This window comes from Pedobacter sp. T50_32, assembly GCF_057652195.1.
Genome location: NZ_JBYFBY010000002.1, coordinates 148,165 through 169,385 on the forward strand (window position 1 = coordinate 148,165; position 21,221 = coordinate 169,385).

Annotated in this window: 20 protein-coding genes; 11 read left to right on the forward strand and 9 right to left on the reverse strand. The window is 40.4% G+C overall.

What is annotated here, in order from left to right:
* Positions 1-97: 97 nt before the first annotated feature.
* Complete coding sequence (locus AC23ME_RS05975) at positions 98-1,126, forward strand: hypothetical protein (protein ID WP_487726848.1); 1,029 nt, start codon at positions 98-100, stop codon at positions 1,124-1,126.
* Between the two features lie 26 nt (positions 1,127-1,152).
* On the opposite strand, the gene AC23ME_RS05980 is transcribed toward AC23ME_RS05975, so the two are convergent.
* Positions 1,153-1,725 carry an RNA polymerase sigma factor gene (locus AC23ME_RS05980; RefSeq protein WP_487726849.1) on the reverse strand — a complete coding sequence of 191 codons (573 nt, stop codon included), beginning with the start codon at positions 1,723-1,725 and terminating at the stop codon, positions 1,153-1,155.
* Between the two features lie 412 nt (positions 1,726-2,137).
* On the opposite strand from AC23ME_RS05980, the gene AC23ME_RS05985 reads away from it, so the two are divergent.
* Positions 2,138-2,368 carry a helix-turn-helix domain-containing protein gene (locus tag AC23ME_RS05985; protein WP_487726850.1) on the forward strand — a complete coding sequence of 77 codons (231 nt, stop codon included), beginning with the start codon at positions 2,138-2,140 and terminating at the stop codon, positions 2,366-2,368.
* Between the two features lie 178 nt (positions 2,369-2,546).
* On the opposite strand, the gene AC23ME_RS05990 is transcribed toward AC23ME_RS05985, so the two are convergent.
* A complete protein-coding gene (locus tag AC23ME_RS05990; protein ID WP_487726851.1) occupies positions 2,547-2,927 on the reverse strand; it encodes a hypothetical protein in 381 nt (126 codons plus the stop codon).
* A gap of 174 nt (positions 2,928-3,101) precedes the next feature.
* On the opposite strand from AC23ME_RS05990, the gene AC23ME_RS05995 reads away from it, so the two are divergent.
* From AC23ME_RS05995 to AC23ME_RS06005, 3 genes are all read left to right on the forward strand, one after another.
* Positions 3,102-4,043, forward strand: a complete 942-nt coding sequence (locus AC23ME_RS05995; RefSeq protein ID WP_487726852.1) for a hypothetical protein — start codon at positions 3,102-3,104, stop codon at positions 4,041-4,043.
* 166 nt (positions 4,044-4,209) lie between these two features.
* Positions 4,210-4,932, forward strand: coding sequence for a hypothetical protein (locus AC23ME_RS06000; protein WP_487726853.1), 723 nt, complete (start codon positions 4,210-4,212; stop codon positions 4,930-4,932).
* An 89-nt stretch (positions 4,933-5,021) separates the two neighbouring features.
* Positions 5,022-6,074: a hypothetical protein gene (locus AC23ME_RS06005; protein ID WP_487726854.1), complete on the forward strand. Its 1,053-nt coding sequence runs from the start codon at positions 5,022-5,024 to the stop codon at positions 6,072-6,074.
* Positions 6,075-6,676: 602 nt separating this feature from the next.
* On the opposite strand, the gene AC23ME_RS06010 is transcribed toward AC23ME_RS06005, so the two are convergent.
* Positions 6,677-10,552: a hypothetical protein gene (locus AC23ME_RS06010; protein WP_487726855.1), complete on the reverse strand. Its 3,876-nt coding sequence runs from the start codon at positions 10,550-10,552 to the stop codon at positions 6,677-6,679.
* A gap of 38 nt (positions 10,553-10,590) precedes the next feature.
* A complete protein-coding gene (locus tag AC23ME_RS06015) occupies positions 10,591-10,848 on the reverse strand; it encodes a hypothetical protein (protein ID WP_487726856.1) in 258 nt (85 codons plus the stop codon).
* Between the two features lie 216 nt (positions 10,849-11,064).
* Between AC23ME_RS06015 and AC23ME_RS06020 the strand changes: the two genes are divergently transcribed.
* A complete protein-coding gene (locus tag AC23ME_RS06020) occupies positions 11,065-11,568 on the forward strand; it encodes a hypothetical protein (RefSeq protein ID WP_487726857.1) in 504 nt (167 codons plus the stop codon).
* Between the two features lie 107 nt (positions 11,569-11,675).
* Positions 11,676-12,176, forward strand: coding sequence for a GNAT family N-acetyltransferase (locus AC23ME_RS06025; RefSeq protein ID WP_487726858.1), 501 nt, complete (start codon positions 11,676-11,678; stop codon positions 12,174-12,176).
* A 94-nt stretch (positions 12,177-12,270) separates the two neighbouring features.
* On the opposite strand, the gene AC23ME_RS06030 is transcribed toward AC23ME_RS06025, so the two are convergent.
* The 5 genes from AC23ME_RS06030 to AC23ME_RS06050 form a co-directional block, all read right to left on the reverse strand.
* Positions 12,271-12,738, reverse strand: a complete 468-nt coding sequence (locus AC23ME_RS06030; protein WP_487726859.1) for a JAB domain-containing protein — start codon at positions 12,736-12,738, stop codon at positions 12,271-12,273.
* 282 nt (positions 12,739-13,020) lie between these two features.
* Positions 13,021-14,241: a hypothetical protein gene (locus tag AC23ME_RS06035; RefSeq protein WP_487726860.1), complete on the reverse strand. Its 1,221-nt coding sequence runs from the start codon at positions 14,239-14,241 to the stop codon at positions 13,021-13,023.
* 107 nt (positions 14,242-14,348) lie between these two features.
* On the reverse strand, positions 14,349-16,361 hold the full coding sequence (gene mobC, locus AC23ME_RS06040; protein WP_487726861.1) for a conjugal transfer protein MobC: 2,013 nt from the start codon (positions 16,359-16,361) through the stop codon (positions 14,349-14,351).
* A gap of 4 nt (positions 16,362-16,365) precedes the next feature.
* On the reverse strand, positions 16,366-17,589 hold the full coding sequence (locus AC23ME_RS06045; protein WP_487726862.1) for a relaxase/mobilization nuclease domain-containing protein: 1,224 nt from the start codon (positions 17,587-17,589) through the stop codon (positions 16,366-16,368).
* A gap of 23 nt (positions 17,590-17,612) precedes the next feature.
* Positions 17,613-18,023 carry a plasmid mobilization protein gene (locus AC23ME_RS06050; protein ID WP_487726863.1) on the reverse strand — a complete coding sequence of 137 codons (411 nt, stop codon included), beginning with the start codon at positions 18,021-18,023 and terminating at the stop codon, positions 17,613-17,615.
* Positions 18,024-18,420: 397 nt separating this feature from the next.
* On the opposite strand from AC23ME_RS06050, the gene AC23ME_RS06055 reads away from it, so the two are divergent.
* The 4 genes from AC23ME_RS06055 to AC23ME_RS06070 all read left to right on the forward strand — a co-directional run bounded on the left by AC23ME_RS06055 (position 18,421) and on the right by AC23ME_RS06070 (position 21,192).
* Entirely contained in the window at positions 18,421-19,761 is a 1,341-nt protein-coding gene (locus AC23ME_RS06055; protein ID WP_487726864.1) for a hypothetical protein, read from the forward strand.
* A gap of 136 nt (positions 19,762-19,897) precedes the next feature.
* Positions 19,898-20,263, forward strand: coding sequence for a hypothetical protein (locus AC23ME_RS06060; RefSeq protein ID WP_487726865.1), 366 nt, complete (start codon positions 19,898-19,900; stop codon positions 20,261-20,263).
* 137 nt (positions 20,264-20,400) lie between these two features.
* On the forward strand, positions 20,401-20,667 hold the full coding sequence (locus AC23ME_RS06065; protein ID WP_487726866.1) for a hypothetical protein: 267 nt from the start codon (positions 20,401-20,403) through the stop codon (positions 20,665-20,667).
* A 120-nt stretch (positions 20,668-20,787) separates the two neighbouring features.
* Positions 20,788-21,192, forward strand: coding sequence for a hypothetical protein (locus AC23ME_RS06070; RefSeq protein WP_487726867.1), 405 nt, complete (start codon positions 20,788-20,790; stop codon positions 21,190-21,192).
* Positions 21,193-21,221 lie beyond the last annotated feature (29 nt).

The following is a 21,221-nucleotide window of genomic DNA, read 5'->3' on the forward strand; positions in this document are numbered from 1 at the left end:
GCATCCCCATTTTTTTTCATCATCTGAAAAAAATATTGAATCGATCAGCAAAGTCCACAACTAAATATTGCTACATTCAACCTTCTATTCTAATCAAATGACCTTACTAGAAACGCTGATCAAACACCATGTTATAATAGATCACTTTGACCATTCAGAACTCGACGAGGACCTGCGTGAAAAATATGATTACTTCTACGTTAGATTTGAAAGCCTCTTCAATGATAAGGCAGGTATTTTCAATTTGAGGGACTGCGTATTCTATATCAGGAACGATATCAGCTGCAATGCTTTTGCCACTAGGCCCAAAGGTTATAACATCATCGGGATCACCCATGGCTATGCCATCAGAATGATGGACATTTTCAGTGCAGGCCAATTTGAATCTATGGTCAAAAAAGGCCTGCTCTCCATCGATAAGATCATGCAGTCCGGTTACGAAAAGATTACACGATCAGCCACTGCGCAAATGCACCAGTTCATGTTGGAATGTGCCATCCATTTTACTTTGGGACATGAATTCCAGCATATCCTACAGTTCAACAGCAACAAGATCGCAAAGGACTATCGCTTCAGTGAGAACCCCAGCTCAATACCATTTGATTTCCAGAAACATCTCTGGGAATTTGATGCCGACAGGTTTGGGGCTTACGACGTGATACGCCATGTTTTTTCCACCTCCAGAAATTTCCGTGATCCCGAAGTCGATAAACTATTGATCGCTTTGGGACTTGGAAGCCTCTTCATTTCCAAGATTCTATTTTATCTAAAAATGATCCATTCCAATGGCACACCAGAGCTACAGCCCTTCTATACCAAAGAAAAATCGCATCCACATACACTGGTCAGGATCATGAACGTCCTAGAATATTACTACGATAATCTGAAAGGTGCATTCCCGCGGGTGGAGATCCAATTACAAGAACTCCTGAATTCCAGCCTGTGGATCGTTAAGTGCCATCTAGATGTACTCATTCCCGGACAAAGATTGATCGATCAGATTTTCGAGGAACTCGGCCGACATATCGAAGAGGTAAACCTGTATAACGAGGAACTGTTTGAAAATGCCATCCAAGATACTTCCATAAGAGCATTACTATTGGCCAGACAAATCAATTTCGAGTAGTGCCTATAGTCTGCCCGCAAGGCTACCTATCCGATCATCAATATTGTCAAGATTTTCAATTTGGTTTTAAGAATGCGTAAAGCATTCATTACCTGTGTCGAAACATTGTTCTCCGATGTCTCCAACAAGACGGAAATCTCCCTATGGGAAAGCTGCCCCTTACGGCTCAACTCGAATATCCGACGCATCTTGTACGGCAATGCCTGTATCTGAGCCTCTATATACGTAGCAAGTTGCTTTTCACGCACCAGATAATCCGCCTCAGGCATTTGGTTCCTTTCCAGATAATAGCCCAAATGATCGATGTACCGCTTTGCCACCTTCTCATGCGCAAAATAGTCGAGTATCCGGTTCCGCATTGTCACATATAAATAAGATGATAAGTTAACCACCTCCCCTAGTCTCTCCCTCCGCTCCCATAACTTAATGAACAATTCCTGCACAAAATCCTTCGCCAATTCCTCATCACGCAGCTTTTTATAGGCAAATACAAACATCAACTGAAAATAACGATCATAGATCTCCGTATAGGCAACAGCATCCCCTTCCCTTAAAAAGGCAATCAACTCATTATCCGAAAGGTTCTGATAAACAGGCATGCTCGTCGTTTTGACGAACCCAGATAAAAAGACTCTTCATTAAAATGGACTGGTCACTTGCATATCGTTGCAATCGAGGCTCCGCTAAAAGCCCGTTTACTAATTGCCTAGGGACAATTTTCAACTTCATCAGTTTCAGGAAACTGACTACCATACAGTGATAAAGCAAGCGCCAATCCTACCCTAGGAATTTTCCTCCAAAGATAAGAGATATGGCGCATTACTTACACTCGCATGGTAAAATTTAGCGGATTTCGATTGCGAGGGTTCGTTTAAGTTATTATATGTTAATCTATAATATAATTTGACTCAATAATAGTGTTGTTAAATTTCTAGATAAAGGTAATGAAAAAAAAATAAATCTTGTCGAATTCGACAAGATTTATTTTTCAAAGTTTATCCACTTTCCGTAATGAAGGATAAGTATACTGAACATTTCGTTTCAGTTGGTAAAAAACTGAGAGCACTAAGGACGGCAAAGAAATGGTCACAAGAAGAATTGGCTAGTAGATGTGATACTGTTAACGCTGCTAAAATTAGTAAAATGGAAAATGCTCGTGAAGATTATAATTTTTCTACTCTTTTAGAGGTTTGTGACGCTTTAAATGTAGATGTTTCCATTCTCGTTAAGCGAGATATTTAACCGTTTCAAAATTTATTCAAGAATATTTTGAATACCCTTTAGGAAGAAGATATGAGAAAATTAAGAATGCTATAAGAAATTACATTCTAATACGCATTCATAAAAAAATTGAGCTCGTCTCAAACCAAGAGACTAGTAAATGCAAACCTATACATCGAACAATAGAGCATAGCTTATACTATTCTCTCCGAACATCAATTACCTCGGCCTCCTTATTGAAACGGAAATAACTGTAGTGGCCATATAAACTCAACACGCCGATTCCAACACCAGCCAACCAGGGACTGACGCCTGAAGAGCTCAGCCGACCAATAACCGCATAGGCCAAATAGCCCCAGCCCAACGAACACAAGATGGCAAAAATGTAGCGAAAAATCCTTACGTACATAAACAGCATACCCAGCACAAGCGACCCGAAAACAATCATTACCAGCAATAGAAACCAGTCGGGCTCATATTCAACATGCACTACGATTGCCGCGATCACACAGATACACACGATTTCCAACAGGACTATAGGATTAGTCTCTCCCGTTCTTAGAATAATTTTTTTGGCCATATCGAGAAGTTTTAGATATCAAACTTTTACTCTATCGGCAGACATTTTTACAATATACAATTTTTATAATAAAAACCATTGCTATCTTTAGTCGTGACAAAATAGGTCGGAAAAACAGATGTTGTATTTTTTCGGGACCACGGATATCAACAATAGGAAGCTAGCGGAAAAACCTTGGCACCACATCACCTATTTTATTCTTTTGAAGATATGGAAAACAAAAAATTCATCATCAAAGCCACACTTTATGGTCTATCCTTTCAACAATGGAAAACGGATATGTCGATATTCGTTTCGACTATTATAATGGCCACAGAAAACTGGAGTGACGTGACTTTCGATTTCAGCGGTCAATTCAAGTTACCTTATGGGACTGAAGCAAAAAAACGTTTGGGTGAAACCAGACAGGCGATCACTGCATTGGAAAATGATATCCATACCTTAAGCAACTGTTGGCAAATGTTTCTCAAATTTCAGGCTGATCCAGAAATGAGCAATATTCAGCGCACCCTCAACTACGCTACCCTAAGTGAAAAGTATTTCTCAACCGTACGTTCTATCTACGACCACTTGGCCATTTTTCCAAGAATTACTTACCCAAAACAAGTTTTAGAAAGTAGGGCAAAATGTCCGAAATCAATGAATGACCTCATTAAGAAATGCAAAAATAAGACGACCGACTCAACATTCATAAACCAGAACATCGCCTTTGCCATCTTGAACATGGAGGATAACCTATCCAATATCAAGATGATTCGTGATTCGATCGTACATCACGGCAAATCGCCAATCGTCTCCTTTGAAGACAAATATGTCCCCTTGATCACCCTGCCAAAAAACACAGGAATGTTCAGGTCACCAAATATCCTGCCCGATCTATTGGGACTGGGCGATGGCAGTTATCCCCTAGTGGATTACTTAAGACAGGTCACCTTGAACCTACTTGATGACATGGAGCTTTTAGGTAGGGAAATATTTGATGTATATTCGCAACAGGTCGATAGTCAGAGAAAATTCATTCTTTTTGGGCTAACCGGATTTGATATGGAAGACTTTCATCGCTTTCTTTTTCCGAGTGGAGAGAAAACACATATTACACACCACATAAAACATTAAAAAGACAACCCACAGCTCCATAAAATTTCAGCTTCTTGTTCATCTTAACGCTTAAAAACTCCAACCATTGTATTTTAACCGAGTAATAAGCCTACCTGAAAGTTTCCATAAAAGCGTAAAAAAAATCATTTCGATAATCCTAACTTTACGCAGACAAACCATTAACATGTCAGTAATTTACAGAGTCCGTCAAGCCAATCTCCAAACCATAGCAGAACTCACCAAACCCTACCTTTGGTTTGCAAGACCCTCAACCTTTAACGACAGCGATGATGCCAACATCTTATCTTTCGTAAGGAACAATGAGTCTATTGACCAGGCATTCGAGAGACTATTTTCAGATAAGTTGGCCCTTGCCAAAGATTCGGCCCAGATCGGTATATGCTGTTTTACCAAAGGCATTCCAACTTCCTACGGAATGAGGTTCTTTCCTAATGCAGCAAAAGGGCTGGTAATTGAATATGACAAAAACTGTCTTGAAAAACATTTCGAAAACACAATAGGTCTAGGCGACTGCTTTAAAAACGTGAAATACAGCGATAAGCCTACTCTATTTGAAACTTCTTCAGGCTATGATATACTATGGCATAAGATAGGCAAATCAAAGTTCTACAAATCAGTCCTCGGTATCTTCAGAAATCCAAGGGAGACAGATGCCTTTTTTGTCAGAATGTTTACCACCATAGTCAAAAAATATAAGGGGCAAAGGGAACAGCGCATCATCCTTGCCGGTAGGAATATCCCCGATAAGTCCGCAGATATCCTCGGTTATGAAATAGCCATCCCGAAACAGGCGATAAAATGCGTACATGTCCAAACAAAAACTGATCGCGATATCATTAAGGGTATCCAACTATTAGGTATTAAGGTTAAATACTTTAACAAATAACAAGCGGTCAGATATTTCATTTATTGCTGAATTTGCTTAGGTTAGATTTCCTAGCCTCAAAAAAAGTGTTCAATTATTCCGTTACAGATATGAAAGCCGAATCAATAAAAAGTCTAAAAGATCTTCAATTGACTGATGAAGAGGTTCCAACCTCAGCAATAGGAACCATTGATTTTACCTACGTCCATCGGCCAGATATACAGCCATTCGTTGCCTATTCCGTAATGAGAAATCACTTCGGTGAAGCAAATGATTTCAGCTTCGATGAAGATAAAACCCAATGGCAATACCTAATGAAGCACAAGGATTTCTTGATAGAAATCGGGGATTGGAAACTCCTGAGTATCTCGATCCAAGTTTTTCATCAGCAGGGCGACAGAGAAAAGGCGGAAAAATTGGCGAAGCAAATAGAAAAGCTGATCGTGGCCGGTGCGGACCATCAAAAAAAAGCAATTGCTGCCAAGATCAGGAACTGTGACCATAAGCTGTTGGAAAATTCCTTTATAACCCATTACAGTACTGCCGAAAACCTGCTGGCAGTCTCCCAAAGCATTGACGACCTCATTTTAGAACGTCTGGACGAAAAGCATAACATTTTTGAGCTATGGTTTAAGAGAGATGACCTTCATCGCTCTGCATTCTTAATGTTCCTTTCCGCTTTTGAAGGCTTCCTAAATATCACCTACGAACTTTACCTAAAAAATGAGTTGAGGACCGAACGGATAAAGGAAAAATTGTCAAAAGAGCAAATCGACATCAAACTGCAACTGCTTCCAGTCTATTGTGATGGCTTTAAAATTCCCATCATAGACCAAAATGATGAACGTTACAAGAACTATCTCAAACTCGTGAATCTTCGCAATGATTTTGTCCACGCGAAACTGAACAAGTCCCTGGAAAGGTACATTATAAAGGAGGACGGATTGACATTTATCATCGAAAATGAGCAGCGGGGGGAATTGCCCAGCAACATCAGCCACCTGAGACATGAGCATGTGCTGATCGCAAAAAAATATATTGACAACGTGGTAGAGATGATCATCGAATCGATGAACGTCAAAACCAAAAGGGAATTCAAAAAGGTGATATTTGATGAAGAAATTGAAGTTGAGGATGTGGATGGGTTTTTGATTCCACTCTAGCTATCAACTAAGAAATATTTAGAATCTTTATTAACACAAGCCATTTTCATTATCAGTAAACGTACTGACAACAATTTAGCAAATCAACCTCCAGGGGCAAACATCTTTAAAAATCCCGTTAATTTATTACATTTGTATTGAGAGCGTTAATTTAGATGATGGGGATGCGACTTCGGTTGTATCTCCATTTCTTTTTCATAGCTAGCCTCTAATAAAACTAGTGATTAAATAAAAAAGCCAGAACGTTAATTCTGGCTTCGTGGAAGCTCGGGACTCGAACCCGGGGGCGTATATAATAATTTCGTTCTTAGCGATTTCAATAGATTAACTTTTCTGCCTTACTTCCATATTTGCCCCGTACCACCTTATTATGCTATTTTTCATATCGTTTACATTTAGTTGTTTTAGAAAATTATTTAAACTTATCACTCCCATTGCGTATTGAAAAAAAGTCGGCTCAGGGCAACCAAAAAGTAACATTGACATCAATCCAAGAACTACTGCTATCCAACAATTAGTTTGACAAACTGAACAACAATCGAGCCAGTCCAACTAAAACTTAGTGTAAAACAAAATTTAAGCTTCACAACTATATAATTTTGTTACTTTCTATAGATTAACTTGCTCTGGAATTTAGTGTACTTGAAGGGTTCCATATCAGATCTGATTTCTCTTTCTCCCCAAATTCCCCAAACCAACCTATAGCCACTTGATTTCAGGTACTGGTCCAACAAATCTTTTCTAAGGTACGTCATCCGATGCCGATTATCTTCATCTTGCTTGAAATCTATATTTAAAACCGCTGGTTTCCCAAATTTGTCTAAAAGCTCAAAGCTCTCCGGTTGTTGGAACAATCCGAGTTCCAGTGCAATTTCTTTCGACAATATCGTATGATGGCCCGCAGCGTTCAGCTCACTATGATAAGACTCCCAAGAATATTCCATCACCGGAATTAATACTTCAAATTCTTTTTTGATCGAAACTTCAATGGTTCTCTCTGATGGAAAGTATTGACTGATCACAAATGAAACCGGATCTATTGATATTTCCGGATAATACCCCTCTTCGCCCTCACTGTAAGTCCTTTTCTCTTTTCTGATTTCGAAACCAATGATATTTTTATTGGATGCTGTAGTTTCTGGAAAGAGATACATTTCCGCTCCAAAGGTATAATGGTTCTGTCTAATCTCTGGAATCCATCTGGATCCGATATCCTTTTTCCGGAAAAACTTCATGAACTGAGCATAATCTTCCTTTTTCACGAACATACCTCTTGGAAAAATAAAGATTTCTCGAAAATTTGGTTTATCCTTCTGCCCTAAATGAGCGTCCAAACACACCCATTTTTCGCCATTTTTTTCCAGATATAAATAAGGAGTGACATCCGGTGCCTCCTCATTGGCTATCCATTGTGCCAATGTTTCCGATCTATCTCCCAAAAAATCGTGTTCGACAATGCTCGCTGTTTTAATCGCATGCGGAAAACTGGGATCGATATCAATATCAGAACTTCTGTAATCGTTCCATTCGTTCTTTATCAATCCCATATCTTCTCGATATCCCGCGATTTCGTGATAGGCTATCCATGAATATTTTTTACCATAACGCTCTATATTTGGTCTTTCTGACCTATTCTGATGGAGATTAGAATTTGAAACAAACTTGTCCAGCTCAACAAACTTCTCTTCATTCCAACCGAGGTCAAGAATTCTCTGGTAGATTTGCTTTCTTACCTTTGTCTTTTCTGGAGGGTTCGAGTATGAGGTTCCCCCCTCGACAATACAACTGATGGTGTAGTTTGAAAAATCCATACCAAGAGGTGCACGATAGTGGGGATCTTTACCCTTTAAGATTTTATGCTTAGTTTTTTTTCCCAATAGAAATGGCGAAACCATATATTTCTTCTCATTTTTTTTGAGCATTCCAGGAAATGATAATTCGGCGAGCTTCACGATATTAACTGCAAAGTCTCGCATTAGACGATGTGTCGTAAAAAACTTCGCTTCCTTGGCGAACATCAAGTCAAATATTTTTCGACCGATCGTTAACAAAATTGGCTCATCCCCCGTAGCTGAAACTGATCGTTCCTGAACCAAACAGGCACCGTATAATGCAGCCAACATTCTTTCTGGAACATACGAATCGTTCAATTTAAGCGAATCATAAGTCATCGTAGCAAATTCTGCTGGATAAATACGAGCATACCTGTAAAGTGCCTTTGTCGCCGTATCCCGAAGTTCTCTATTCGTGCTGGTAAGAATAAACTGTATATAGTGCGCGGCCAGATGGAACTTCTGAGAAGGAAACGTCTTGCAATCAAAACTCTTTAATACTTCCGAATTAAATTCGTCGATATATAATTTTAGCTCATGTGCACGATATCTAACATATTCGGTCCAAGATAGGTCCCTTTCTGTCACAGACAATCCAAAAAGATTCCGTGAAAGACCAAGTCCATTAAATGGATGGTCAATATCCACAAGCGTATATCTAAATTGAGGGATTACCCTATCTCTGAAGGACGAGTTTTGGAACATTAGCTCCACATGTTCGACATCTTCGTTATTGACCAGCCTACCATCGAGTTGCCACAATACCTCCACGGACTTCCTGTAAACCAGATCATCAGTACGAGAAGTGTACAGCGTATGCAACTTTACACCCAATGTAATTGGAAACAATAGGGCAACCTCCTCGATAATATTTTCATATAAGGGATGCTGTTGATCGGAATCTTCCGCTATTTTAGCATAAAATTCGCCATCAGGTGCGAAAAAAGCTAGCGGCTTAGTATTAACCAGATGCTTGGCAATAAGATAGGCCGCCATGATTTCATACGTAATGAACATAAATTCCTTGCCGGAACGCATATCCCTGTTCATGATCAGACCTTCATGCAACAATACATCCCCTTTTGATGTTGCAGAGTCATAGGCATTGTCACCGTCCATTATTCTGAAATAGCTTTCAGCATCAATTTCCCTTAAATTGTTTTCCCAAAAGAAACTGGCCAATTTGTCCAATAAGGGAACAATAAATGATGTGTTTGCCCTCAAAAAATGTGCTTTCCTAGTAACCCTAGAATTGATTTGCTGAAAATAGGTCGAGAAAAGATCATCATTGGTATCACTTGAGAGATTTACCTCCACTTCATAGCCAGACTCCCAATCCGGGTTTTTGATTTCACAATAAATCTTTAGGAAGATCGGTTTTTTAAACTTGTAGAGATTCGCAAAAGTCCATTGCGTATTGATCCTATATTTTGTAAAGTATTTTTCCATTGCTGCCCTAGTTACCTCTAGATCATCGAATCCAAAAAGATGTTGTAGATTAACCTTAGACGAATCATCCCAAATCTCATCTACATAGGATTTCCTTAACGTGCATATTAGACATAGGTTATGATAACTACGGATTTTAGCAGCAAAAGCAGGTAGATGTGTATGCCATAAAGTGGAGAAATAACGATCAAAAACCGTTTCATTCAGTCCGTCTATGATGATTGGAATACAAGCACCATTTATTTTGCCATAGGTATCCATTGCAGAGAGAAAAACCTCAAAGGAGTAGTTTGAAGGTACATCGAAGGCATTTTTAAGTGTCTCTTCAATACTGTTTGAGTTGTTGAATACATCTCCGGTCACACATAATACCGGAAGTCCGTTGACCATTCGATGATGGACAATATCACAACACAGGTGTGTTTTCCCGATTGCTGCGCTCCCAACAAAATACCGCTCCCGATGCACTGGGTGGACATAGTTTCTTATTACTTGTTCAAACCTGTTAAAGAAATTCTTTATCGCCGAATAGCTTACACGATCGGTATAGCACTCACTCATTTCCAATAAAAGCTTACGATAAGGCTGATTGTTTTGCCAGATTGAAATCTCAGCTATTCGTTCAGCATCAAATTGCTTTACACAGGCAATGATCTCATCAAAAATTTCATCGGGATAATTAAAATAGGGTTCAAGCTTGTCAAAACAATCAAGATAAGGTTGTTTTTTTTCTTTCTGCTCTTGCGTTAACCCATCCCTGTACTCGCTGATACCGGACTGTACGCTAGTTTTCAGTTCTTGTAATTCTGTTTTAAAATCATTGATTATTTTTATATAACGTGGATTCAACAGCATACCATCTATAATAGATTGCTCGTAAACACCCATCGTATGAAGCTCTGGATCATACTTATCCTTCAGCCTTTCCAATAAGAGTTTGCTCCTTCGGTCAAACCAATCTGAATCCAGTTCAAGCCCGCCAAAGAAAAAACTGCTGATCCCTATGTTTCTCGGCTTTTGCAATTCTTCGCAAAGGGCTGTTTCACCATAAAAATCCAAATCTAAAGTCCTACCGTTGGGAACCACTGATTTCAGGTCATTATCAAACCAGCTTCGTTCTCCTTTTTTTACTTTTCCTCCCTTAACGACGATATCTACCGTTAAATCTGTCTTCAGGCAAAGTGTCCATTTGATCAATTTTGGATAATTGATACAGGAAGTAGCTAGTGACTGTTCTATTTTTTAAAACGCCCACTATCGGACAACCTACCTTTGTCTTCATAGTACTTGCACTGCCATCCCCATACATCCCCATTTTTAAAGGTCAGATAAAACTCCACACCACCGTCGCCACCCGAACCATCAATTGGCGTAAAAGTTCCCATATGCCCATATTCGTTCTTTGCTAATTGATAAACCAATTGTTCGAAGGAATGCGTAGATTTTCCATTAAAAGGTTTTAGAGACGAAAAATTGATATTATCGATGGCCATAAGCAGTTCAATTTAGATTTTAAGGTGTTGCATACAATTTCCCATTGACTTTCAAGGAGGAAATGATAAGAGTTTTATATATGCCAAAATAAAAACTTATAACAAATTCAAAGAAAAAAATATTTTCCATTTTACTAATATTTTTAGCAATTTTGTTCCGTGACGGAACTAGAGAAATTTGTAAAGGCATTAAGGGAAGACCTACAACGCAGCAAAATGCGGGCTTCCATAGGCGATATGATCAAATTCGTCTATCTTAAAAAGGAATATATCGTGGTCAACTTCGAGCAGCTCAACCTGGGCTATTGTGAGAAGTTTATCGAACCTAATCCTGAAAAGTACTATGCATCTTTCATCCGCTTTTGCGGCAGGGCCATGGCCTATGCCAACAAGAAACCGCAATTTGGTTTCATCTTCTCCTATAACAACGCACAGGCCATCAAACATATCAACCTGAACGAATACCGCAGAGACCTTATCCATATCCTGGCCAAGAAATTTGACGACTACGAGTTCAATATAGATGCGAATAACGAGATCACCATGCATATCAAATCCTATACGGAACATTGGAACAAATTGGGACTGGAAAGTAAGATCGAGCGTGCCGTATACGATTACAACCGATACAACCCCAGTTACTTAGTTCATGCGGCTACATACATCAGGCTGGAAGATTATCATTATAGGAAAAACTACACCTTTTCCGTCAATTTTTAGAAACTCAAAATCGTCTCAAACTTTTTCCAATTTCTACCGTTATTTCCTTACCATCAACTCTTAAACGCCAAATGACCCAACCGATACTTATCGAGACCGAAGATCTCTTGCTACACTCCTTCCGTGCCGAAGACATGAAAAGATTTGAAAGCCTGAGCAAAGATATCCATCAGCTCTTTGGGCAACAATCGACGACGACTTTTCTGCCACACAAGAAACTCTCCCATATCCAGCAGGCCGAAACATTATTGCAAACTGCCCTTTTCAACCAGTACAATGGCGCCAGCCAATGGTATTTCATTACCCAAAAAACAGGACAACGTACCATAGGTATGATCGAACTCATCACACCCAATACAGCTAAACAACATTACCAACTGGAGTACTATCCACATTTTATTGAATTCTGCCTATCATCAGAACATGTAGGCAAAGGCATTATGGGAAAGCTACTGCCTCGCTTGTTGGAAAAACTCGAGCAAAAGGGAATTAAAAAGATAGGTGCCGTTGCGAACCCCAAGAACTATTCTGCCGTACGGGTGCTACATAAATCGGGACTGATCAAAAAGACAGATTTCGACGCCATCCAACACCTCTACCATAATTAGGGCGGTCAGATGGTTTAAGGTGGTCTGATTTAGTGAGATTGATGGCTATATAGATAATATAGCCAAATCATAAAAGAGAGCGATCATTAAGCTATTACACATATCCTTCTTCCGCCAGCGATGTAAATCCCTCACTGGTAACCATAAGATGATCGTATACTGGCAGCTCAAGGATTTCTCCTGCCGCTTTCAGCTTCTTGGTTACCATGATGTCCTCAGCACTTGGTTTCAGGTTACCGCTTGGATGGTTATGGGCAAGCACAATTGAACTGGCACAGGCTTTCAGCGCTATTGCGAATATCATTTTGATTTCTACTACGACGCCCCTAAATCCCCCACTTGACAATTCCACTATGCCCATTACCCTACCATTGGTATTGAGCAGCATCACAAAAAACGTTTCCCGCAGTTCAATCTGATCTTCGTTCCAGAACTTCCTTAAAACCTGATAGGCATCGCTTGCGCATGTAACTGTTGGTCTTTTGCTAGGCCTGATTTTCGGACGGTAGCCCAAGGTAACTTCTGCTACCATACTTAACTGACCTCTTGATAAAGTTTCCATAATCTTTCTGATTTAGTGAATGAAAAATTGATTATGGAGCCCTATAGCCTGCATAGCCCATTAAGGGCAAGGTGGAGACCAAAAAAATGCGGAGGCTCCGCCGCTAGGTGGATACCCATTTTTTTGGTACTACCTTGGCGAAGCGAACCCGTATGGGAAATGCAGGCTAAATTTGTGGAGAAGCAATGAAAAAACAGCACATTTTATTTGAAATACGAACAGATTAGAAAGTACTATTTAAAGATTAGAGCCGTATGGGCAGTAATTGTAAGCGTAAAATTTCTAAATCCCAGAGTTGATAGGTTCAAATCTATCCGTATAAGGCTTGCTTTTGGGTTTTTGAAAATAATCTAAATAAATCCCATCCATTACAAAGCCCAGAAAATATCGAGCACGATTGGCTATAATCATTGGGAGTTCCGAGAAATCAAAAGCAGCTACAAGACCGTTATGCTTCATCTTAAGATTAGCCTGTAGCTTGACCACGCTATCAATATTGATGCGCATATAAGTTCTTCTACGGCCATTGATGGTGTCTACTCCTATGGAGCCTTCTTTTAAAAGCCTTTCGACATCCGATCCCGAAAACTCATTAACCTTACATAGCGCCCCTACTTCATTAAAATAGTTTTTCCATAGTATAAACATCTCTTTATTTCTCTGATATTTAGAAGCAACTATCCTTTTTTCTAAAGTTAAGATATTCTCCTTGATAGAATTTTTATAGACATCATTATTACTTACATCTTGACTTAAATTTTGATCATTCGCCGTAATATCCTGTATCCAGAAGCCACTTTCAGTCCTTTTACCATCAAAGTAGAACACTCGAAAAGTTGGTATATACTCCCTGTAGGATAACTCTTCAAATGTTTCGTTGTATTCAGTGATAATCGGATCCAAACTATACATATTGAATTTCTTATCGTAATCATCGAATGAAAAATAGGAAAAAACCAGCCATACCAAATTGACAAAAACAAAAATTAATATACTACATCGCCATGCAAGTTTTTTAGTTATCGTCAAAAAGAAAGGGAATAGTATAAAACAGAAAATTTGAGTTAGCGCACCAATAGTTCCAGCACCAAGTTTATACGCAAAATTCTCAGTATTAAGAAACTGGCTCTGCAGCACGAGAATTAATGGACTACTAAACAGCATCACCGACAATATAAAAATTGCTATTTCCTTAGTAGCATTAGTTTTAGTGAGGATAAAAGTAAGTAGAGAAAATAATCCAATCATCAATACCGCATTAACCAGGTTTAGAATGGCTGGCCTAAGAGCCGCTAGTGGTTCGTTTCCTATCAGAAGTACAAAGAAGCTCAGAGTATAAAGGATAAAATAAAATAGATACTGAGGCACCAATTTATCAGCTGGCAGACCAGAAATCCTGTTTACAAAAGATGTTGGATTACGAAAGAATTTGAGGCTATCTTTGATCCATGTTATAGCATTATCCTTGGTAAAATCCTTTAAGAGATCATCGATATAAGACATTTGTTATCCGCGTTAGAAAACAAAAATAATAAATGAATTGGATTACCATTCATCTAAATAAGAGAACTTCTTTTTTACAATTTGATCAAATCTTTATTGTAACCCCACTAAAACGAAATTGATGATTGTTTATGGCTATCCTCGCTAACGTCTGATGAAGACACTTCGCTATTTCCAGTTTTTAAGCTTTCTAACTCTTTACCCAGTAATTTCAATATGTCCTTTTTTACGGCAATGTAGTTCTCCTGTATATCCTCTTCGCTTATCTCCTGAACCTTCGGAATTGGGATAAAAGTCTCCTCTTCCTCAGCGATGGCCCTGTGGTCATTCTGGATCCCGCTATGGAACATTTTCAACGTAATTTTCTGCTCTGGGTTGTCTGCAACTATGCCCACAAACTCTCCACTGGATAGGCTTGCAATCTTGGCCGCTGGGATGGCAAAGTCCAACTGGGTGGACTGGGAAATGGAAATATCGCTGCTGTTAATTGACTTGCTCTGCCTTTCCTGCATGATCTTGCCAAATCCCTCTGAAAGTTTTCTCGCGGTATCTCCCGTTACCTGTCCCGAAATGATATTGCCAACAATACCCGTAATCACATCGGCCTGCTCGGCACCATAATCCTTTTTCAGTTGACTAAAATCTTGTACCGCTAAGGTCGTTGCCACCTTGTTACTTCGGGCGGTAGCGATCAGGCTATCGATATTGTTGAAGAATATCGTCGGGAACTCATCAAATACCAGACTACTTTTCAGCTTCCCTTTCTGATTGACCAATTTGATCATCCTAGAGATATAAAGGGATAATACAGCACCATATACCTGCAATTTCTGTGGATTATTGCCCACGCAGATGATCTTCGGTTCTTCCGGATTGTTCACATCCAATGTAAAATCATTACCGCTCAGCACATAATATAAAGACGGTGATGAAAGCCTTGCCAACCCAATCTTGGCTGAGGCGATCTGCCCCTCCAGCTGTGCCATAGCCTTATTCTGATAAGCCGATACAAATGGATTGATCAACACCCTAATCTCCTCCTGCTGGTAGAGCACCGCAAATAACTGGTCATAGTCTGTCTGCATCAGTTCGATCACATGCGGCAGCGTACAATACTTTCCCTCTTCATATCTACGGAGGTACCAAATAATTGCCGTCAAGAAATTGATCGGACTTTCCACAAAGAAATCCCCCTGCTTTTTGATCCAGTCCCTGTTCAGTCCAAGCATTATCGTCCGACTGGCCTCAGTCGCATCAGTAATGTCATCCATGCTCAACGGATCAAGGGGATTGCAGCGGTGCGTCCTACTCAGATCATCAAAATTGATCACATAGAATTGGGGCTGCACCTTATAGTTGCCCCGATATTTTAAGAGCATATTGTAGGCCAGCTTCGAAAGGTCATCAAACTTAAAATCGTAAAGGAACATCGAGAAGCCCTTTTTGATATGCTGCTCGATCAAATGCCTGATCACAAAGTAGGATTTACCAGACCCCGGGGTCCCTGCCACCAGCAGCCCCCTAAAGGGATTGATGATATTGATCCAGCTGTCCCTGACCTTGTCCTTCAACCGATATTTTGCTGGAAGATTGATCGAATATTTGTTTTCGAGCAATCGCTCTTCCTGCGGAAAGGTCTCTGCCAGATTATTGAAGATATCACTATCCAGATGGTTTTTGATCAACCTTGATAATCTTACCCCGCCAGTCAAGACCAACAGATAGCCTATCAAGGTCAGGAGCATATAAACCAGTGCCACTAAAACAACGCCAACCTGAAGATAAAGTACTAAAGGACTGGAAAAATAGATGCACAGTCCAATTCCGATCAGCCCACAGATCGGCGCCAGTTTCAGCTTTTCATCCTTCCTTCCCTTGGCTCCAACCATTGAAACAATTAGACAGATTAGCGCTGCAACCTTGGCTGCGAGGAAACCAGTAAACAGCCCAGTCTTTGCGATATTGGCAACAAGCTGATCGGTAATACCAGCGGTCAATCTCCATACTAGGAATGCCCGATAAAAGCCAACATAGAAATGGATGGCCAAAATAAATATGCTGATCAATCTAGTGAAATCTATGATCTTTCGAAGTGATTGGATGTCTTCCCCTGTATTCATATGCTTAACGATTTAAGTCGTGTGAACTTGATTTTCCTTTTTTACGTTTCTTTTTAGGTTTTAGGCTGCTGGGTAATTCTTCATTGTAATTCTTTGATAATACCATATCCAGAAGGCCTTGGTTCTGTGAGCTGGATTTTGACACTTGATCGTGGTGTGGAGCATTTGCATGAGCAGACCTGATGGCAGCGCCCAAATAAGTCTTTGGTTCGTCCCTAGTCGCAAAGGTTTCCGTTAGTGCTTTGGCCGAATATCCCTTGCCGAGATCACTTCCATTGAAAACACATTTGGTCCGATGGTCTACGAATGTCACGCCATAACACCTGCCTTCTGCATTCATCCGATAGACCGCTCCGATCTTCTGGGCAGCAAGCTCCCGATCAAAAGTGTGCTTGGTCAACAGGTTATATCTATTCAACACCCGATCAATCCGCTGTGAAACAGTTTCCTTGTACGTCTGCCTGATTTCCTTACATCTTCCATACTTCTTCTCTACCACATCCAATAACGGTCTACCACTCAATTGCGAAGCTTTGAAAGGGACACCGATCCTTTTGCCACCCACATCCATCAGCGAATAGACTAGGCCACGGTTTTCAAACATTTTAGTCTCCTTCTTTCCCCTATCGGCAACCACTCCAAACTGTCCAAGAATCGCATTGAACTCTGCAAGCGAGGTATACTTATAATCCCTGATCACTGCCCACACCACATTGGTAATTGTACGCTTGGTCGCGGCCTTTCCATAGACTGCTTTGACCAGATCGATTGGTGCCGTTTGAAGGATTTCACTTCTCTGCCTGCCTTCTGCCTTGACCAAACCATAGATAATTTCCAATTCCTTTCTTGCGTCCTCGGAAAGCGTCCTGCCGATGCCATGCATATCTATCCGCTGTCCATCAGCAGTGATATTCGTGGTAACCACGTGCAAATGCGGATGTGCGGTATCAAGGTGCTGATAGACCAGATAGGGCTGGTCGCCAAAACCAATCCTGTCCATGTACTCAACTGCTATGTTTTGAAGTTTGCCAGCATCCAAAGTATCGCTGCTATCAAAATTGAGCATGATATGTAGTGCATTGGTCTTCACATTCGGTTTGAGAAAGGTCAATAGCTCGAAACGTTTGAGCTTTGAGGCGACAGTCAATTTTTCAATATCAGTCCCGAATTTGTTAGCGATAACAATCTTCGCCTTTTGCTCCTTGACCTTGTTTTCATTGTAGAGCATGATACTTCGAATACTCTTCCCCGTTATGATCTTTGTAACCATTTTTCCGTAAGCTCTCCAACCAAGACCAACAACCTATCCACTTTGATATCCACCTTTTTATACAGGTCAGCCACCTGCATCACATAGTATTGCCTTGCTACATCCTTGGTCTTTTCCTGATTGAAGCTACGTGTGATCTGATTGATGTTTACTCCGATCGATTTTAGCTCCCTACGGATAGATACCAATTCTTCCATTGGCGCATTCATTGTCGTATCCGTGTAAACACAGTTAATCTTCTCACGATTGATCAGCTTTCGGATCAGTTCCCCCATAGATTGGCAGGTACTGGATGCGAGCAATTTCTCCAATCTCTCGAAGCTTTTCTTGTCTACCCTAGTCCTTAAGGCAAAATCCAAACGCTCACTTTTCTCTTCTTTTTGAAAGCCCATGAGGTACATTATTGGTGTTCAGGCAGGCACGAGTTCCGAGTGCCTGCTCCGACCGCAAGGGCGGCAAGATGTTTTTGTCCGTGGACAAAAATACATCTTGCCAAACACAAGGGTGTTTAAACTAAGGCGATGGAACTGTGCTACTGAACTACGGTTAATTAAATTTGCAACTCTTAAAAAGATCAGGTGAATGACCGATCTAACAGACACAAAAATGGACAGCTTAGTTGGCTATACTTGACAAGTGGCTAACAGCTACCTAAATATTTTTTGAGGTTCTTAATTTTCATACAGCCATTGGAAATAAAAACAGTAAATTTAGTTGGAATAAATAGAAACCATGAGACTATACCTAGACAGTAATATCTATAGACAGATCAGACCTGGCTCCAAGCACATGAACCAAGAGTTGTTGAGCACCATCGAAAAACTGAAGGATGCCTTTCTTTTTGTATTTTCCGAGGCCCATTTGAACGACCTTTCAAGTTCTGAGGCAAGTTTCCGTCAGGTCGACCTAGCGCATATGGAGGAATATGTTAAAAACAACTACTTCCATCGCGACCATATCGAAAAAAAAGACGAAATCAGTCTAGCTACCCCCAGTGAAGCATATAGCTCTATTGATTTCGAAGTTTCCAAAAAAATCTTGGAAGATCCGAACGGTTTCATCGAGGAAGCTTTTGGTTTGGAAGAGCTTAGTTCGTTCCAACCCTTGTTCAAGCAACTTCTGGATATTCCTCTCTTTGATGCGGCCAAACAAGATCCCTTACTATCAGCGAACTTACAGGCAATGGGTTTAAGTCAAGAGTTCAGCGGAATCAGTACGATAAGGGACGCGCTGAAAGGTTTGAACCAAACGGGTGGTTTCATCAATGACAAGGAAGGCTTTTCCAAACATCAACAGTTCCTCAGATCCTATGTTGACCGAAAAGAATACAGCTATGAGGCATGGTCCTTTGACTTTGACGAGCGGATGAAGGAGACTGCATTTGGAAAAAGTTTTTCAGAGCTTGTAGATATCGTGAGCACGTCAGTCGGACCGGAAGATGACTACAACCGTTTTATCAACACCTACATACAGCTAGAGTTTATGGGCGTCACCGAAGAACGATCTGGAGGCAAGAGGAAGAAAAATAGCTACATGGATCTCCAAAGAGATGCCGCCCATGCCTACTTTGCGAGTATGACAGATTATTTTGTCTCGGATGACAAAGGGGTACAGACCAAGGCATTCATCACCTACAAGATATTCGGGATTACCACGCAAGTACTTTCCGTAAAGGACTTTATCGCTAAATCTACCTTTCTGCTTAATAACGAAGAAGACCTCAGCTCCTTTGCTAAGGGCATCAAGTATTCGCTGAAGCACGGCTTTGTCATCCATCATTCCTTATGGAGTGATCAACAGGTGATCAAACTAACTTATCCAGTACTGAATTATTTCGATCGCCTCCAGACGGCTATTTCCAAAAACGGGAATTCATTAATACTTTTCAGATCTGCAAGGGGCCGCAGGCAGGGTGTTATGTATGCAGAATTCATTTTCCTGCTCAATAAATGCATCAAGCTTTTCGGACTGCCGATGGATCATAAAAGAAAATTGGAGGTGACCGAATATGAAGACCTAGGAGACATCGACACGCAACGGATATGGTTTTCTGGAAAGTCAACAATTACCCTTAGTTTCGGTGATACTAGTGATGGATGCCGTACGATTTCACTGGAGATATCAGTTTGACGGGCTGAGTTAGTCCAGGCTGAAGCCCTAGAACTACCGCATAAAGTTAAGATTGACCGGATTCAACAACATTCTCTGAAATACTTCAAAACAAAATCAAATCTCACTTGTAGTAACTAGTATAACGTGGAAAACCATGAGAAGAATCATTGCGTCAATTCTTGCTTTTAGTTATCTACTCCTTTTCGTAGTTGAAGTTGGAGCCCAAAAGCATAGTATGCAACGAGTTTCGGATCAATCTCAAGAAATCCTTGTAGAAAGTTTAGCGGATGGATGTGAAATCCCATGTTGTGACTGCCCTATCTCCGTAACTGTGCAGGCACGAGTAGATAAAAGCTCATCTGCCGTTTCGCTACATTTTGATCATTTACTCATAGTTGATCAACTTATAAGAGATAATTCGACCGCAGCATCTACTAAGCTAAAAGTCTACCCACCCCGTCCAAAACGATTGGTAAAAGCAACTCCAATCTATCTTCAACAACAGAGCTTCCTGATATAGGATAGCATTAACCGTATTTCCAGATTATATTCCTTCGATCGAATTATCGATACGAACTGAAATTGTTTTGCCTTTCAGCCAAGATACTGTGGGATTTTCCCACGGACACAATCAATTATTCACTTAAATTTAAAGTTATGAACACTGAAAATTCAAAAAAAGAAAACCATCAGCACGGCGAACACCATCCTCACAAAGAGCATCACCAGCACAAAGAACACCATGACCATCAGGAACACCATCCACACAAGGAGCACCACGAAGGTCCTGGTCATGCCAATGAGATGGAACATCACAAGGAAAAGGAACACCATAGTGAAAACGAACATCACAACGAAAAAGAGCATCATGATGAGTCTGAACACCATGATGAGAATGAGCATCACGACAAAAATAAAAAGTAGTGATCTTAAAGGACAGGGTCATTTCCCTGTCCTTTGCTATGTTATCATTATGTTAAATCTGTTCATACAATGCTATCGAATCCCTGTCCGAAGATAACTTTAAGTATCTTTGGCAAACTGATGAGAATATATATCGCCATACTATTGTTGCTGGCCAAGATACTAACACTTGGTCCCACCATGGCTACCCACCATCATCACGAAACTGGGAGCTTGGAAGCTTCCCGCAAACTTGACCATCACCACCCACCCGAACAATTAGAATTTGAAGAGGACATTATTGGCTTCCTTTTCTCGAATTTCGATATTGGACAGGAAGTTGAAAACTACATCGGGACGACTGGCGCTAGCCATATCGCTATCAAAAAGGCAGCTATTCTAATAACTCAAGGAAAAGCCTTCTCTTTGGTCCAAAGGCAAATCAATAATTCACCAGCAACATACTACCATGTGGACAACCAACTATCTGGTGACCAATACGCTTATCGGAACCAACTCCGCGGCCCTCCCATCTGCATCTCCTGATAGGTTAGCACCATACTGTCCATCTTAGT